Annotated in this window: 16 protein-coding genes and 2 riboswitches; of the genes, 2 read left to right on the top strand and 14 right to left on the bottom strand. The window is 46.3% G+C overall.

The features are described from left to right. Positions 1–13: 13 nt before the first annotated feature. From accB to MTR82_RS09615, 6 genes are all read right to left on the bottom strand, one after another. On the bottom strand, positions 14–517 hold the full coding sequence (gene accB / locus MTR82_RS09640; RefSeq protein ID WP_052651742.1) for an acetyl-CoA carboxylase biotin carboxyl carrier protein: 504 nt from the start codon (positions 515–517) through the stop codon (positions 14–16). A gap of 190 nt (positions 518–707) precedes the next feature. Further along, entirely contained in the window at positions 708–1268 is a 561-nt protein-coding gene (efp, locus tag MTR82_RS09635; protein WP_246808839.1) for an elongation factor P, read from the bottom strand. 18 nt (positions 1269–1286) lie between these two features. Continuing rightward, positions 1287–2354, bottom strand: a complete 1068-nt coding sequence (locus MTR82_RS09630) for a M24 family metallopeptidase (RefSeq protein WP_199876605.1) — start codon at positions 2352–2354, stop codon at positions 1287–1289. Positions 2355–2360: 6 nt separating this feature from the next. Next, positions 2361–2792 carry a type II 3-dehydroquinate dehydratase gene (gene aroQ / locus MTR82_RS09625; RefSeq protein WP_052651744.1) on the bottom strand — a complete coding sequence of 144 codons (432 nt, stop codon included), beginning with the start codon at positions 2790–2792 and terminating at the stop codon, positions 2361–2363. Between the two features lie 229 nt (positions 2793–3021). Beyond that, the gene (locus tag MTR82_RS09620; RefSeq protein WP_246808838.1) at positions 3022–5580 is read right to left on the bottom strand and encodes a vitamin B12-dependent ribonucleotide reductase; all 2559 of its coding nucleotides are present in this window, start codon (positions 5578–5580) and stop codon (positions 3022–3024) included. Between the two features lie 177 nt (positions 5581–5757). Then, complete coding sequence (locus tag MTR82_RS09615) at positions 5758–6636, bottom strand: lipoate--protein ligase family protein (protein ID WP_481859806.1); 879 nt, start codon at positions 6634–6636, stop codon at positions 5758–5760. 56 nt (positions 6637–6692) lie between these two features. Between MTR82_RS09615 and MTR82_RS09610 the strand changes: the two genes are divergently transcribed. Both MTR82_RS09610 and MTR82_RS09605 read left to right on the top strand, forming a co-directional pair. Continuing rightward, positions 6693–7076, top strand: coding sequence for a rhodanese-like domain-containing protein (locus tag MTR82_RS09610; RefSeq protein ID WP_052651746.1), 384 nt, complete (start codon positions 6693–6695; stop codon positions 7074–7076). A gap of 77 nt (positions 7077–7153) precedes the next feature. Next, the gene (locus tag MTR82_RS09605) at positions 7154–8425 is read left to right on the top strand and encodes an AAA family ATPase (RefSeq protein ID WP_246808837.1); all 1272 of its coding nucleotides are present in this window, start codon (positions 7154–7156) and stop codon (positions 8423–8425) included. Positions 8426–8473: 48 nt separating this feature from the next. On the opposite strand, the gene gcvPB is transcribed toward MTR82_RS09605, so the two are convergent. From gcvPB to comGC, 8 genes are all read right to left on the bottom strand, one after another. After that, positions 8474–9937, bottom strand: a complete 1464-nt coding sequence (gcvPB, locus tag MTR82_RS09600; RefSeq protein WP_052651748.1) for an aminomethyl-transferring glycine dehydrogenase subunit GcvPB — start codon at positions 9935–9937, stop codon at positions 8474–8476. Then, positions 9930–11297 (bottom strand): aminomethyl-transferring glycine dehydrogenase subunit GcvPA, encoded by a 1368-nt coding sequence (gcvPA, locus tag MTR82_RS09595; RefSeq protein ID WP_246808836.1) that lies wholly within the window; start codon positions 11295–11297, stop codon positions 9930–9932. Before gcvPA ends, gcvPB begins: the two co-directional genes overlap by 8 nt. A gap of 27 nt (positions 11298–11324) precedes the next feature. Beyond that, the gene (gene gcvT, locus MTR82_RS09590) at positions 11325–12437 is read right to left on the bottom strand and encodes a glycine cleavage system aminomethyltransferase GcvT (protein ID WP_425024004.1); all 1113 of its coding nucleotides are present in this window, start codon (positions 12435–12437) and stop codon (positions 11325–11327) included. A 111-nt stretch (positions 12438–12548) separates the two neighbouring features. Further along, positions 12549–12625: riboswitch (glycine riboswitch) on the bottom strand. A gap of 1 nt (position 12626) precedes the next feature. Next, positions 12627–12719, bottom strand: a riboswitch (glycine riboswitch). Between the two features lie 141 nt (positions 12720–12860). Further along, a complete protein-coding gene (locus MTR82_RS09585; protein ID WP_052651751.1) occupies positions 12861–13373 on the bottom strand; it encodes a shikimate kinase in 513 nt (170 codons plus the stop codon). Between the two features lie 200 nt (positions 13374–13573). After that, entirely contained in the window at positions 13574–14017 is a 444-nt protein-coding gene (gene comGF / locus MTR82_RS09580; protein ID WP_246808835.1) for a competence type IV pilus minor pilin ComGF, read from the bottom strand. After that, entirely contained in the window at positions 14005–14265 is a 261-nt protein-coding gene (locus MTR82_RS09575; protein ID WP_052651753.1) for a hypothetical protein, read from the bottom strand. Before MTR82_RS09575 ends, comGF begins: the two co-directional genes overlap by 13 nt. 25 nt (positions 14266–14290) lie before the next feature. Then, a complete protein-coding gene (gene comGD / locus MTR82_RS09570; protein ID WP_246809054.1) occupies positions 14291–14722 on the bottom strand; it encodes a competence type IV pilus minor pilin ComGD in 432 nt (143 codons plus the stop codon). Further along, complete coding sequence (comGC, locus tag MTR82_RS09565) at positions 14722–15045, bottom strand: competence type IV pilus major pilin ComGC (protein ID WP_052651755.1); 324 nt, start codon at positions 15043–15045, stop codon at positions 14722–14724. The genes comGD and comGC overlap by 1 nt, the downstream gene beginning before the upstream one ends. Between the last annotated feature and the right edge of the window lie 3 nt (positions 15046–15048).

The following is a 15048-nucleotide window of genomic DNA, read 5'->3' as shown; positions in this document are numbered from 1 at the left end:
GCCATTTCCCTCCTCACTTCGTTTTGACGAGGAATAAAGGTTGGCCGTATTCGACAAGCTGGCCGTCTTTAACAAGAATCTCAGCAATTTCCCCATCCACTTCCGCTTCGATTTCATTGAATAATTTCATCGCTTCGACGATGCATACCACTTGGTCTGCAGAGACTTTTGTCCCTGGCTGAACATACGCTTCTTCTTCCGGTGACGGCGACTGATAAAATGTGCCGACCATTGGAGACAGGATTTTATGCATATTCTCTTCTTGGGCTGCTGGAACTTCAGGTGCCTCCTCAGAAATCAATTCCTCCGCTTTAGCTGCAGGAGTTGAAACTGGCGCTTTAGCCGGTTGCGCAGCCGGTTCAGCTGCAGGTGCCGAAGCTTGGACAGGTGCTGAAGCGCTTACTGTGCTTCCGCTTTTCTTCAACTTCACTTTCGTGCCTTCAGATTCATATGTGAATTCATCAATTGATGAATTGTCCACTAATTTAATGATTTCTCGGATTTCTTGAATTTTCAATGTATCCAACTCCCTTTATGTATGTAATGAACTACTCTACCATTTTAGACTTTTTTGAATGGTTTGGAAATAGCTAGATGTATATTTAAAAAAAGGCCTCTATAGTAAGAGGCCGGATTTTTTATTAAGCAGTATTTCTGCTGCGACTTAGCAAAATATCCCTATATACAAACAGGATGAAAGGCCTTGCTTATTGTGCGCGTGATACATATGAAGAGTCTGTCGTATTGATGATCAAATGATCGCCTTCGTTGACGAAGAATGGTACTTGGACAACCAATCCTGTTGTAAGCTTCGCTGGTTTTGATCCGCCGCTCGCAGTATCGCCTTTGATCCCTGGATCGGTTTCAGCAACTTCCAATACGACTGTGTTCGGCAATTCAACACCCAGCACTTCTCCTTGGAACTGGATCACTTGCACTTCCATGTTCTCCTGCAAGAACTTCAATTCGTACTCGATGTTTTTTTCGTTCAATTCGATTTGGTCGTAAGTTTCTGTGTCCATGAAGGCATGCACATCGCCGTTTGCATAAAGATATTGCATTTTGCGGTTGTCAATCTGAGCTTTCGCGACTTTCTCACCGGCACGGAAAGTTTTTTCCGTTACGCTGCCTGTGCGTAAGTTGCGCAATTTCGAGCGGACGAATGCTGCGCCTTTACCCGGCTTCACGTGCTGGAATTCCATAACGCGCCAAATTCCGCCATCCACTTCAATTGTTACTCCTGTTTTAAAATCGTTTACTGAAATCATTTTAAGTTCCTCCGTTTGTTATAAAATGCGTAGCTCTTTTGTGGAGTTAGTTAATCGTACGTTTCCTGACTCGGTAATTAGTATATCATCTTCGATGCGTACTCCGCCAATTCCCGGAAGATAAATTCCCGGTTCCACTGTTACAGCCATGCCTGGCTCAAGCACCGTCTGTGATTTAAATGATAACCCAGGACCTTCATGGACTTCAAGCCCAATGCCGTGCCCTGTAGAATGGCCGAACGCCTCACCGTAGCCTTTTGACTTGATGTAGTCGCGCGCAATGGCATCTGCTTCAATTCCAGTCATTCCCGGACCGATTTTTTCAACGCCAAGCAATTGAGAGTCCAAAACGATTTGATAGATTTCCTTCATTTTTTCAGACGGCTCTCCTACTGCAACTGTGCGGGTGATATCTGAAATATAGCCGTTGTAGAGCGCCCCGTAATCAAGCGTGATCATATCGCCTTGTTCGACGATTTTGTCGGTCGCCACGCCGTGCGGCAACGCAGAACGATGGCCGGATGCGACAATCGTATCGAATGATGAAGAAGTCGCGCCTTGTTTGCGCATGAAGAATTCCAGTTCATTTGAAATTTCGAGCTCGGTTTGCCCTGCTTTAATGAAGCCGCAAATATGTTCAAACGCATCGTCCGCAATTTTTGCTGCCGCTTTTAAGATCTCGACTTCTTCCGGTGTCTTGATCATGCGGATTTTTTCGATCAGGCCGCTGACCGGCTCCAATTCTGCTGCCAGCTTTTCTTTGTATTGAAGATAGGAAGAGTAAGTCACATAATCCTGCTCAAAAGCCAGCGCTTTGATGCCGAGTTCTTTTGCCTTTTCGGCTGCTTCTTCCAGTAGATTTGTTTTGGCTTGCACCACTTCAAACTCCGTTACCTGCTCGGAAGCCTGCTCCGTGTAGCGGAAATCTGTAATGAAAAATGCCCGATCCTTCGTAACAAGCGCCAATCCTGCTGAACCGGTAAAATTCGTTATGTACCGAAGATTATAAGAACTCGTGACCAATAGTGCTTCGATGTTTTGCTCTGCCATTTCATTGCGCAATTTTTGTAATTTCAATTTCGCCATTCCCTTCTAGTTTCGAAATAATAAAGCTTGCAAGCCAAGTTTGTATCCATCTTTTCCGAATCCTGCGATTTGTCCGGCAGCTACCGGTGCAATATAGGAGTGATGCCGGAATTCTTCACGTTTATAAATATTTGAAATATGTACTTCGATGACCGGTACTTCTACCGATGCAATGGCATCTCGGATGGCGACACTAGTGTGGGTGTATGCCCCTGGATTTAGGACAATGCCTTCCGTCCCATCCTCTGCCGCTTCGTGAATCCAATCAACCAGGATGCCTTCGTGATTTGATTGCCGGCATTCCAATGTGATGCCGTTCTGGCCGGAAAATTCCATTAATTCAGTTTCCAGTTCGGCCAGTGTAAATGTTCCGTATGCTTCTTTTTCCCGTTTGCCTAATCGGTTCAAGTTTGGACCGTTCAAACATAAGATTTTCATTCCCATCACTCCTCTCTTGCCTCACCTTTTTTATTTTATCACAAGCCTTCATTCGAGCAACTTCTTCTCTCTTTCCTTCTTCCTTGTTTCTTCTTTGATTTTTTCCTATTTACCTTATGTAATAATCTACATTTATTTCCGAAAAACCCTGGAGACTTTTTTATTTAAAATCGGCAAAATAAAAAAGCGATGGCAAGAGCCATCGCTTTTAAAAATTTATGAATAGAACTTACAATCCGCATTTCAGCTGCGCATTGCAGTTTGTGCAGGTATTGCAGCCACCCATTTCTTCGACAGTCCCTTTTCGGCAGACCGGGCATGTGTCGCCTACTTCAGAACCGATTGTCACGTTTGTGGAGCGCAAATCTTGAATGGTATCAATAAGGACGATTGGGCGTTTCCCTTTCACATCTTCCTGGTGATCTTCTTCAAATGTGTTCTCTTCCGCTTTCAGCGTCAAGACTTGTGAATCACGGCTTCCGTCTACGTAAACCGTACCGCCTTTGGCACCGCCTTTATAAAGACGCTCATACACGCCTTCCACTTGCTCGACTGTATAGCCGCGCGGTGCGTTGACCGTTTTAGAGATGGAGGAATCGATCCAGCGCTGGATAATGCACTGCACATCCGCATGGGCTTCCGGAGCAAGATCCATCGATGTCACAAACGCTTTCGGCAGATCTTCTTCATCAGCCTCTGGGTTGTTTTTCAAGTATTCAGTAACGATATCCGCTTTCACTTCAATAAACTTGCCGAGACGGCCGCTGCGATAGTATGTGAATGAATAATAAGGTTCTAGTCCTGTCGAAACGCCTACCATTGTTCCGGTCGATCCGGTCGGTGCAACCGTCAATAAATGAGAGTTGCGGATCCCGTTTTCGAGAATCGACGCACGGACCGTTTCCGGCATTCCTTGCATAAAGCCTGTTTCAGTGAAAGCTTTGCGAAGCGCTGCTGTTTCTTCATCTGTATTGCCGATTAGGAACGGGAAGCTTCCGCGTTCTGCTGCAAGTTCAGTTGATTGTTCATAGGCTGCGATGGCAATCGTCTTGAAAATTTCATCGACCAGTTCATTGCCTTCCGGAGAACCGTATTCCTTATCGCAATAGATCAGTAAATCTGCAAGGCCCATGACGCCTAGTCCAACGCGGCGTTCGCCAAGAGCCTGGACACGGTTTTCTTCAAGGAAATACGGCGTTGCATCGATTACGTTATCTTGCATGCGAACACCTACGCGCACGGTTTCTTTCAGTGCTTCAAAATCCACTTGCTTTGTTTTCGGATCAGCAAATTGCGCCAAGTTTACCGCTGCCAAGTTGCAGACTGAATAAGGGGCAAGCGGCTGTTCGCCGCACGGGTTGGTTGCCACAACTTTTTGTCCGTAAGCACGGGCATTTGTTTTTTCGTTGGCATTATCGATAAAGAAAATGCCCGGTTCTGCTGAGTAAGTGGCACAGACGTTGATCAAATTCCAAAGGTCGCGGGCTTTCATTGTCCGGTATGTGCGGACTTTGTGTCCCATGCGCTCCCATTCGCGGACATCTCCGATTTCATGCCATTGTTCGTTGTAAACAGCCATTTCTTCTTTTGAATAAGACTCCACTGCCGGGAAGCGAAGTTCAAAGTCAGCGTCTTCTTCGACTGCCTTCATGAAATCGTCCGTCAATGTTACGGAAATATTTGCACCTGTCAAAAATTCTTCATTATGGACCGTGTAAGTACCGCCGTCACGCAGCTTCGTTTCAGCATCGCGCATAATTTTTTCATTGAATCCGCCCATTCCAGGAATCGCCCGGTAATTCAGGATTCCTTGATACATCGCTTCTTCTTGTTGAGTAAGCGGTTTGAATTTCAGTTTCTCGTGAGCGAGTTTCTTGATCGTCTCGTCATTCGTATTTTCAATCAAATAGCGCAGGATGCGCGGATTCTGCATTTTCGAGATGATGAACTCAGCAATATCCGGATGCCAGTCAGCAAGCATGATCATTTGTGCGCCGCGGCGAGATCCGCCTTGCTCCACCAAATGCGTCAATTTCGCAATATCGTCGAGCCATGAAACCGACCCTGATGATTTGCCGTTTACTCCGCGCGCCAGCGTATTGCGCGGACGCAATGTCGAACCGTTTGTTCCGACGCCTCCGCCTCTCGACATGATTTCCATCACTTGTTTGCGGTGGTCAGAAATGCCTTCACGCGAATCAGCTACGAATGGCATCACGTAGCAGTTGAAATACGTAACATCCGTATCAGCGCCTGCACCGTAAAGAACGCGCCCTGCTGGAATGAATTTCAAATCCACCAACTGTTTGTAGAATTTCTCAAACCATTCCTGGCGTTTTTCAGGTGTTTTTTCAACAGAAGCAAGCCCTGTTGCATTGCGTTTTGCAATTTGTTCATAGTAGACTTCCAACGGCTTTTCAATCACGTCAAGAGAACGGTTGACGATGCCGCTTTGGATTTCGTCTTCTTTGTCAATCGCACTTCGGTAATCTTCTTCAATCCACACTTTAGCGGTATTCGCTTCTTTATCGACTGATACGATAAAGCCGAGTCCGCGGGCCGGGAACTTCGGATCTTCCTTGACGGTAAGCACGACAAAATCGCCAGCTTTCAGCGTAGTCTTCGCTGTGTCTTTGAAAGAGTACCGGTCGATCATGACCAGACGAGAAACCCCTTTATGAGTTGTCTTCATGTCCGGCGTAATTTCATGCACCTGCGGGAAAAGTTGAATGTCCTTGTTTAATAAATTTGGATCAAGTGTATATTGGGATTGTGCAACGGAAACCATTTGACAATTCCTCCTTTATATTATATGGAGATAAACACTATATATAGTATTAGTACATTTCCCATCATACTAGATGTTGAAACGTTTTTAAATAACAAAATTATATTTTAAAGTTTAAAAAACCCGCAAAGCCGAATGCAGCGGGCTTTCCATTTTGAAAATGAGTCGAAAGTCTCCTCACGCTTTAAAATTCCACGAATCTGTTGCATATTTTTCTTCCTCTAAGCTCTTGACATATTCCATTTGCTCTGAAGTCAATATGTATGGTTCCAGCTCAATTTCAAGAGAAGTCTGAAAACCATTCTTGAAGGCTTCGACGCATTCTTCCATCGTCGCTTGCTCGCTGCGCAAGGAATTGATGGATACTGCCTTATGCGGAATTTTGCGGCGCATCTTTTCTTTTGCTTCAGCGTTTGAAAAGCGGAAAAGAGACAACAGCTTTTCGGCATCCAAATCGATTAAAATAGCGCCGTGCTGCAGAATCACGCCTTTTTGACGTGTCTGTGCGCTGCCTGCCACTTTTTTTCCTTCAACGACCATTTCATACCAGCTCGGCGCGTCAAAACAAACTGCCGACTTCGGTTTTTTCAAGTCCGCCAATTTTTCTTCAGTATCCGGCACTGAAAAATACGCATCGAGGCCTAAATTTTTAAAGCCCTCCAGCAAGCCGCCGCTTATAATCCGGTAAGCTTCCGTGACGCTTTCGGGCATGTCGGGATGCCCCTCGCTGACAATGACGCTATACGTCAGTTCGTGTTCATGCAGGACTCCCCTGCCGCCTGTGGGCCGCCTCACGAATCCGAGGCCAAGCTCTTTCACCCGGTCTAAGTCGATTTCCGTTTCCGCTTTTTGAAAATAGCCGATCGACAAGGCGGCCGGCTGCCAACCATAGAACCGGATGACCGGCGGAATCAACCCTTCGCTGTGCCAATTCAACAAGGCTTCATCAAGCGCCATATTGTACGAAGGGCTGCAATACCCGGAATTGATAAAAAACCATCTGCCATATTTCACAAGATCGCCTCCTAAATCCATTAATAAGTGTAACATTGCCATTGAATAAGAGTCACTCCTTCTTTTATAATAGAAGGAGAATAGAAAGGGGCAAGACAATGGATTTTCTGTATGTTATTTTAGCAGTATTATTGATCGTCATTATCTTTGCGGTTATTTCCTACTACCGCATTAAGAAAGCTGTTACTACATTGACCCAGGAACAATTTATCGAAGGGTACCGAAAAGCGCAGCTGATCGATGTCCGCGAGCCGAAGGAATTTGCAGGCGGACATATCTTAGGAGCCCGCAACTTGCCGCAATCCCAATTGCGCCAGCGCTACAAAGAAATCCGCGCCGATAAGCCCGTCTACCTTTACGACCAAAATGGTGCACGCAGCGGCCGCGTAGCTTTATTCCTCAAAAAACAAGGCTATACGCAGCTCTATCAATTGCAAGGCGGATTCAAGCAATGGACCGGCAAAATCAAGTCTAAATCATAATCAAAAAGCCTTTCCGGGATGGAAAGGCTTTTTTTCTACCTATCAGGTGGATATCATCTAAATTCAGGAGGCAGCACATGAAAATACCTATCCTATTTCCGAATACGGTTGAAGTTCAAGAAGCTTTGCCCCATTACGCCGCTTTTTCCGTGGTTTCGGATAAAATCTTTTCTATATTGACGAATCGTTCGAATGGACCATGGAAGCAGATCGATATCTCAGAGCCCATCATCCAGCTGAGCACGCACCTTCTGGATATGATGGAAAACGGCCATTTGCCCTACGAGACGCTTTCCTATATATATGAAGCCAAACCGCTCGCCAAAATTTCCAACCTTTCTGACAGCAGCGACAAAGGCCATATTAAAATACAGGAAACTTTCGAAAACCGCTTAATTTATTTTCCAAGCCACGATGTCGCGCTTGCACAGATTTCTTTTTTTACGCCATCTGAGAATAGCTGGCCAGAATTTCAGTGCTTTGCCAAGACCGTAGAAGATGCGTTTGCATTTTTGGAACATGCCAATGAGATGGTGCGCCTAGCCCTGATGAACAACATCACTTTCCTTGTCGATACGGAAGACGGAGTGAAACGGCGGAATTACGGAGAAATGGCCATCGTCTCCAGAGAAGATGTCATGCTTGAAACCAAGGTGAAGACGGATATTTTCCGCTCCATCGACGAATTTTTCAAGGACGGCGGCCAGTTCTTTAAAGAGTACGGCGTTCCTTATAAACGCGGCATTTTATTGTACGGGGCTCCAGGCAACGGCAAAACGACGCTGGTCAAATCCATCACAGGCTCTACCAATGCACCTGTGATCTATTGGCAAATCACGGAATACACAAACAGCTATACCGTCCAGGAAGTTTTCGGCATCGTTTCACGCTTAGCACCTGCCATCCTGGTCATTGAAGACATTGATTCCATGCCCGAATTCACCCGGTCGGTTTTCCTCAACACGCTAGACGGCACACAATCACGCGAGGGCTTGTTTATCATCGGAACGACCAACTATCCGGAAAAAATCGATCCCGCTTTGATCAACCGCGCCGGGCGCTTTGACCGGGCATATGAAATACCGTCACCAAATAAGAGTCTGCGAAAATCCTATTTGAAAAAACTCGACGTCAAGTCGATTTTCACCGACTCCCAACTGGAGCATATGGCCGACTTGAGCAAAGGGCTTTCCATTTCTCAGATGAATGAACTGTATATGTCTTCTGCACTGAACTGGCATTACGAAGGCGATTCCAATTACGAAAACAGCATCCGTGAATTGCAAAAGCAAAACAAGCGCACTCAGCAGAACGACTGGGTCGAACAAGATGCCACAATCGGTTTTTGAACCTAAAGAAGCCCGATGGAAAAATTCCATCGGGCTTCTTTTTTAGTTCTATTCTGGTTTGGTATAGCGCAGCACCGGTTTGCGGGCTGCTTGGGTTTCATCCAAACGTTTGATGACCGTCGTATGCGGTGCATCTTGGACGATTTCCGGATTTTCTTCCACTTCTTTCGCGATTTGGATCATCGCGTCGATAAAGGCATCCAATGTTTCTTTGGATTCAGTTTCAGTCGGCTCGATCATCATACCTTCTTCCACATTCAATGGGAAATAGATGGTCGGCGGATGATAGCCGAAATCGAGCAGGCGCTTCGCCATATCCAATGTACGGACGCCGAGTTTTTTCTGGCGGCGGCCGCTTAGTACGAATTCATGTTTGCAATGGCGGTCATATGGCAAATCGAAATGCGGCTGCAATTTCCGCATCATGTAATTTGCATTCAATACCGCATATTCCGTAACAGCCTTCAAGCCATCTGGCCCCATTGAACGGATATACGTATAAGCCCGGACGTTGATGCCGAAGTTGCCGTAGAATGGCTTGACGCGCCCGATGGATTCCGGACGGTTATAGTCGAACGTCAAGCCTTGTTCCGTTTTAACAAGTACTGGTTTTGGCAGGTACGGGATCAAATCTTTTTTCACGCCGACTGGGCCGGATCCCGGGCCGCCGCCGCCGTGAGGGCCTGTAAACGTTTTGTGCAAGTTTAAGTGGACGACATCAAAGCCCATATCTCCCGGGCGTGCTTTTGACATAACCGCGTTCAAGTTCGCGCCGTCGTAATACAGCTTGCCGCCGACTTCATGGATGATGGCAGCCATTTCAAGAATTTGCTCTTCAAACAAACCGAGCGTATTCGGGTTCGTCAACATTAGAGCAGCTGTGTCTTCGCCCACAACCCGCTTAAGATCTTCCAGATCCACAAGGCCCTGTTCATTCGATTTCACCGTTACGGTTTCAAATCCGGCAACTGTAGCTGAAGCCGGGTTCGTCCCGTGCGCAGAATCGGGAACAATGACTTTCGTGCGCTTCATGTCGCCTCTCGATTCATGATAGGCACGGATCATCATCAGGCCTGTCCATTCGCCGTGTGCTCCGGCAGCAGGCTGAAGCGTGACTTCATCCATTCCTGTAATTTCTTTTAAATGTTCCTGAAGATCAAACAATAATTCCATTGCGCCTTGGACAGTTGATTCATCCTGCAACGGGTGGATATTTGCGAATCCCGGGAAGCGCGCAACCGATTCATTGATTTTCGGATTGTATTTCATTGTGCACGACCCGAGCGGATAGAATCCGGAATCCACGCCATGATTGCGTTTTGAAAGAGCCGTGTAATGGCGCATGATATCCAGTTCGGAAACTTCCGGAAGGTCTGCTGCTTCATCGCGCACTAATTCTTCCGGAAAGAGCTCAGCAAGATCGATTTCCGGCACGTCCAAATCCGGCAGGCTGTAGCCGATGCGGCCTTCTTTGGTCATTTCAAAAATGAGCGGTTGATTGTCCTTATGCATGAGTAGCCCCCACTTCTTGCACTTTCGCAGTCAATTCCTGCACAAATGCATCGATTTCTTCTTTTGTCCGCTGTTCCGTCACACAAACAAGCATATGGCCGTCCAATTCATCGTAGCTGCGGCCAAGATCGTAGCCGCCGATAATCCCTTTAGCCAATAAACCGTCATTCAATTCTTTGATCGGCGCATTGACTTTCACGACAATTTCATTGAAGTGAGCGCCGCTGAATGGAAGCTCGAAGCCGGCTCCTTTTAATTGCTGTTTCATATAATGGGTTTTCGTGATGTTTTGGACTGCCATTTCTTTTGTTCCGACTTTTCCAAGTGCTGTCATTGCAACAGAAGCAGCGAGTGCATTAAGCGCTTGGTTTGAACAGATATTTGAAGTCGCTTTGTCGCGGCGGATGTGCTGCTCGCGCGCTTGCAGCGTCAAAACAAACCCGCGTCGGCCATCTTCATCGACCGTTTCGCCGACTAAGCGTCCGGGCACTTTACGCATCAATTTTTTGGTAACAGCGAAATATCCGCAATGCGGGCCGCCGAAAGCTTCAGCAATTCCAAAAGGCTGGGCGTCTCCGACTGTGATATCCGCGCCTAGCTTGCCTGGAGCCGTTAAAGCGCCAAGTGAAAGCGGGTTTGCTGATACCGCAAATAATGCGCCAGCCTCGTGGATGATCGGCTCCAATTCTTTCAAGTTTTCGACTTGGCCGAAGAAGTTCGGATATTGCACCATGACGGCTGCAACATTGTCGTCGATCATGTTTTTCAAAGCTTCCAAATCAGTATGGCCGTCTTTCAGCGGAATTTCTTCCACTTCAATGGATTGTCCAAGCGCATACGTGCGCACAACATCGCGGGATTCCGGATGGACAGCACGTGATACGAGAATTTTTTTGCGGCGCGTATGTCCGGCCGCAAGCATTCCTGCTTCCGCCAAAGCCGTTCCGCCGTCATACATGGAAGAGTTGGCGATGTCCATGCCCGTCAATTCACTGATCATCGTTTGGAATTCGAAGATCGCCTGCAATTCACCTTGGGAAATTTCCGGCTGGTACGGTGTATAAGCCGTATAAAATTCTGAACGGGAAATGACATGGTCAACGATAATCGGTTTGTAATGGTCATAGACGCCGGCTCCAAGGAAAGAAGCAAAGCGGTTGGAATCCGCGTTTTTCGCTGCCAGGGCCGCAAGTTCCTTCGTCAAAGAAGACTCCGATTTGGCAGGTTTGATCTTGTATTCGCCTTTAAAACGGACTTTTTCAGGAATATCTGCAAACAATTCATCTATTGATTCGATTCCGATAGCTTCCAGCATTTCTTTTTCGTCTTGAGACGTCATTGGTAAATAGCGATGTTTCATAGAGTGCTGACCCCTTTTCAAATTGAATTATTTGGAACGTTTGTAAAACGGCGTTTCAACAATTTTTGCCTTCAGGCGCTTGTTGCGGATTTCGATTTCAACTTCTGATCCAAGCTCTGCATGTTCTTTGGAAATAAGGGCTAAACCAATATTTTTTTTCAAGCTCGGCGATTGGGTGCCGGTTGTGACTTCGCCGATTTTTTCACCGCTGGAGTAAACTGCATAGCCATGGCGCGGAATTCCTTTGTCGATCATTTCGATTCCCACAGATTTTCGCGGGATCCCATTTTCTTTTTGGAAAGCGAGAGCTTCTTTGCCCATAAACGCTTCTTCTTTATTCAATTTCACGACAAAATTCAATCCCGCTTCCAGAGGCGTGATGTTTTCGGAAATTTCCTGGCCGTAAAGCGCAAGGCATGCTTCAAAGCGCAAGGTGTCGCGTGCACCGAGACCGCACGGGACCAGTCCGTCTTCAGCGCCTTCAGCCAAAATTGCATCCCAAAGTGCCACTACAGCTTCCGGGCTGCCGTAAATTTCAAAGCCATCTTCACCGGTATAGCCTGTCCGGGAAACGATTACGGAATGCCCATCGATCGAAACATCCGTTTTAAAACGGAAAGCTTTGATTTCGGCCAAGTCTTCCCCAGTCAGCCGTTGAAGGATTTTTTCCGCGAGCGGTCCCTGCAAAGCAAGCAATCCATACGCTTCTGAATGGTTTTCCAATTTCACATCACCAAAAACCGTTTTTTGCATCCACTCAAAATCTTTTTCAATATTAGATGCATTGACCACCAATAAATAATGGCCATCTTCAATTTTATAAACCAATAAATCGTCGACTGTGCCGCCATTTTCATAACACATTGCTGTATATTGGGCTTGCCCGTTTTGGATTTTGGAAACGTCGTTGGTAACGAGCTGCTGCAAATAAGCCAAACTGTCCTTGCCTGTGACGAAAATTTCACCCATATGCGAAACATCGAAAAGGCCGGCTTTTGTTCTTACCGCTTCATGTTCTTCTTTAATGCTTGAGAATTGCACCGGCAATTCCCAGCCGCCAAAATCGATGGTTTTTCCGCCATACTTTGCATAAGATTCAAAAAGTGGTGTTCGCTGTAATTGGTTTGTCAGTTCTCCCATTCAACTTCCTCCTTAGTTGTCAGATCCTTCAGCATGGCTAATCCGCCAATATTCGCTCCCAATCGGCATTTTTCCATGAAAAAAGGACAGAGATTCCCCTTTTAAAGGGAAATCTCTGTCCTGGAACCTGAAAGTTTACCTTTACGGCTTTCCTCTTTGGTAGCTGCTGTGCAGCATTCTCCAGAGATGCGTCCCGTACGAGTCTTTTTGCCTGAGAGATTCATGACTTTTTGTCATTTGCTCCTTCGGCGACGCTTTTGCGTTCTCTCCCCGTACAATCATCCGCCCAAATCAATTTGATTGGTCCAAAACGTTATACTGAATAGTACAACTTTGACTATATCCTAACATTGAAATGGCGTAAGCGCAAACTTTTTTCTATTGAGTTGTAAAATGCGAACAATAAGAATTAAAATTCTTAGATTATTCGCCTTTCAAGCGATTTGCCTGGAAGGCTGCATATTGCGTAATTTGCCGAAGCGTACGAAATTCTGTGCGGATGGTGATGTGGGCAGCAGCTTTGTATGTCCGGTACCGCGATTTAAACATCGCTTCAATTTCTTCTCTCGTGGAATCCCTGACAATCGGACGGTTTGGATCTTTATGGATCCGCCGCCAAATTTCCCGAAACGGGGCATCCAAAAATAAGACAAGGCCGGTTTCCCGCATGATTTTGCGATTGCGCTCTCTCATTGCCACACCGCCGCCCGTCGAAATAATGCATCTGCTGTTGCTGAAATTCTCTAAAAACGCGGTTTCCAAATCCCTGAAATGCTCTTCTCCGTATTGATCGAAGATTTCAGGTATCGTCATCCCTGTTTGCCGTACGATTTCTTTATCCATGTCGTAGAAAGGCAACTTCATTAAAAAGCTGAGCCTTCTGCCAACCGCGCTTTTGCCGCAGCCCATGAATCCGATCAAATAAATTCTTTTCATCCTACCACCCAATGCCACCCTACTGTTCAGGTATTTTATTTTTCTGAATTTCCATTAGTAGTTGTATAGTAGCATGTCTATGCATATTTTCCAATCCGTCATATGTTTTATAATGTACGGCGTACAAGGAAAGGCTATGGGATAGCAGGATTAAAGCAGACAGAAAAAACACAAGCGAAATCGGATACAAGGCCCCTTTTTCATTTTTCAGCATGCGTATAAACATATTCAGCCTCCGCTGTTCGGCCATTTGCGAAAACCGCAAACACCATCAAGTTTGTGCCATTCAATCGAAAAGAGCAGGATTTCAGCTTAGTGGCCATCACTTCGTGCCCTTGCCTGAATTTCTGCTTCCGGAGCATATTCCCGTACAGTTCGATATCGTATTCCACTTCTTCCTGCATGATCCTTATGCCGCTGCCGCTGTTAATCACTTCGATGGAATCGACTTTCGTCAAATAGCTTTGCAGTTCGTAGGAAAATAAATGCCATTCCGCATTGCCGGCATCTGTTTGTTTATCGACATGAATCATCAGGCTGAAGAAAATGACGATCAACGGCAGAAAAGCCATGAGGATGAAGAGTTCAAAAAGCGAACCGATAAAAGTAAAGCCGTCCTCATTCAACCGTTTTAATTTAAACATACAGTTTCATGCTCGCCTCTGTAGTTTTCATAGCTGACGCATAAATCGCCTGAGAACTCCCAACGATAGAGCGTGCCGTCCACTGTTCTCTGGCCGGATACCGTCCCGCTCGCTATTTGCTTTGCGCCTTCATGCATCGTCTCAAAAGCGACCATCTTTTCTTTTTTCAAATGCATCGCTTGCTGCGTGTATTGGAATGTCGGCAAAAGCGTTCCGAAGACGATAAAAAACATGGATAGGCTAAGCATGGTTTCCGCCCAGGAGACCCCTTTTTCATTCAGAAAACACCACCCTCCCTTTGCCCAAATGGACCACAATGGATTTAATGCCTGCACTCGTTTCGAAATTCAATGTACCGGACCCCGATATGGAGCCATTGCCGGTAAAATGGATTTCTTTCAGGTTGCTGGTCTTTTTCAGCTGCACGCTTTCCGGCATTTTCCTCGATAACAGCGCACCTCTGAACGTCTGCACGACTTCGCTTGAATGGCTGGCTTCCCTAAAGACGACCATAATCGGCGTTTTGGACCGGTAGCTTTCGCTTTGGGCAAAATAAACATCCTGCTGCAGCAATTCAAAATAGCGCTGTTCTTCCTTTTCGATTTCAAACGCCCGGTAATTCGGAACGGCGATGCCTGTCACAGTCATCAGCACGAGCAGCACCAGCAGCATTTCAATTAACGTGAAACCCTGCTCCCCTTTAATTATGGCGTGCCTTTCTTAGAAGTCGTCACGACGCCAGCGGTTGAAATCGATACCGGGTCGCCGTTCGGGCAGCTTGTTTCATTTTCTTTCAAATAGCCTTTATCTACGAGATTCGTCATCGTCGGCACCGTCTTTTCATCCATACGGTAGGATTCGACCTGGCCCTGGACCATATGCACATAAGCTTTGCAGCCCTTGTCTTCGACGGCCGAAGTCTGCTTGGTGACATTGGGTATCGCAATCGCGATTAAAACCGTGATGATCAACATAACAATCAGCATTTCAATTAATGTAAATCCTCTTTGGCTTTTTAGAATTTTCATCTT

The sequence above is a fragment of the Planococcus ruber genome, from assembly GCF_022819085.1.
Lineage (GTDB): Bacteria > Bacillota > Bacilli > Bacillales_A > Planococcaceae > Planococcus > Planococcus ruber.
The sequence above is the reverse complement of the archived record's forward strand: the minus strand, read 5'-3'. Positions and strand labels throughout refer to the sequence as shown.

Excerpts from the sequence above, each read along its gene's own strand:
- efp (WP_246808839.1), bottom strand. The coding sequence starts at position 1,268 with ATGATTTCAGTAAACGATTTTAAAACAGGAGTAACAATTGAAGTGGAT.
- MTR82_RS09630 (WP_199876605.1), bottom strand. The coding sequence starts at position 2,354 with ATGGCGAAATTGAAATTACAAAAATTGCGCAATGAAATGGCAGAGCAA.
- aroQ (WP_052651744.1), bottom strand. The coding sequence starts at position 2,792 with ATGAAAATCTTATGTTTGAACGGTCCAAACTTGAACCGATTAGGCAAA.
- MTR82_RS09620 (WP_246808838.1), bottom strand. The coding sequence starts at position 5,580 with ATGGTTTCCGTTGCACAATCCCAATATACACTTGATCCAAATTTATTA.
- MTR82_RS09615 (WP_481859806.1), bottom strand. The coding sequence starts at position 6,636 with ATGGCAATGTTACACTTATTAATGGATTTAGGAGGCGATCTTGTGAAA.
- MTR82_RS09610 (WP_052651746.1), top strand. The coding sequence starts at position 6,693 with ATGGATTTTCTGTATGTTATTTTAGCAGTATTATTGATCGTCATTATC.
- MTR82_RS09605 (WP_246808837.1), top strand. The coding sequence starts at position 7,154 with ATGAAAATACCTATCCTATTTCCGAATACGGTTGAAGTTCAAGAAGCT.
- gcvPB (WP_052651748.1), bottom strand. The coding sequence starts at position 9,937 with ATGCATAAGGACAATCAACCGCTCATTTTTGAAATGACCAAAGAAGGC.
- gcvPA (WP_246808836.1), bottom strand. The coding sequence starts at position 11,297 with ATGAAACATCGCTATTTACCAATGACGTCTCAAGACGAAAAAGAAATG.
- gcvT (WP_425024004.1), bottom strand. The coding sequence starts at position 12,437 with ATGGGAGAACTGACAAACCAATTACAGCGAACACCACTTTTTGAATCT.
- MTR82_RS09585 (WP_052651751.1), bottom strand. The coding sequence starts at position 13,373 with ATGAAAAGAATTTATTTGATCGGATTCATGGGCTGCGGCAAAAGCGCG.
- comGF (WP_246808835.1), bottom strand. The coding sequence starts at position 14,017 with ATGTTTAAATTAAAACGGTTGAATGAGGACGGCTTTACTTTTATCGGT.
- MTR82_RS09575 (WP_052651753.1), bottom strand. The coding sequence starts at position 14,265 with ATGCTTAGCCTATCCATGTTTTTTATCGTCTTCGGAACGCTTTTGCCG.
- comGC (WP_052651755.1), bottom strand. The coding sequence starts at position 15,045 with ATGAAAATTCTAAAAAGCCAAAGAGGATTTACATTAATTGAAATGCTG.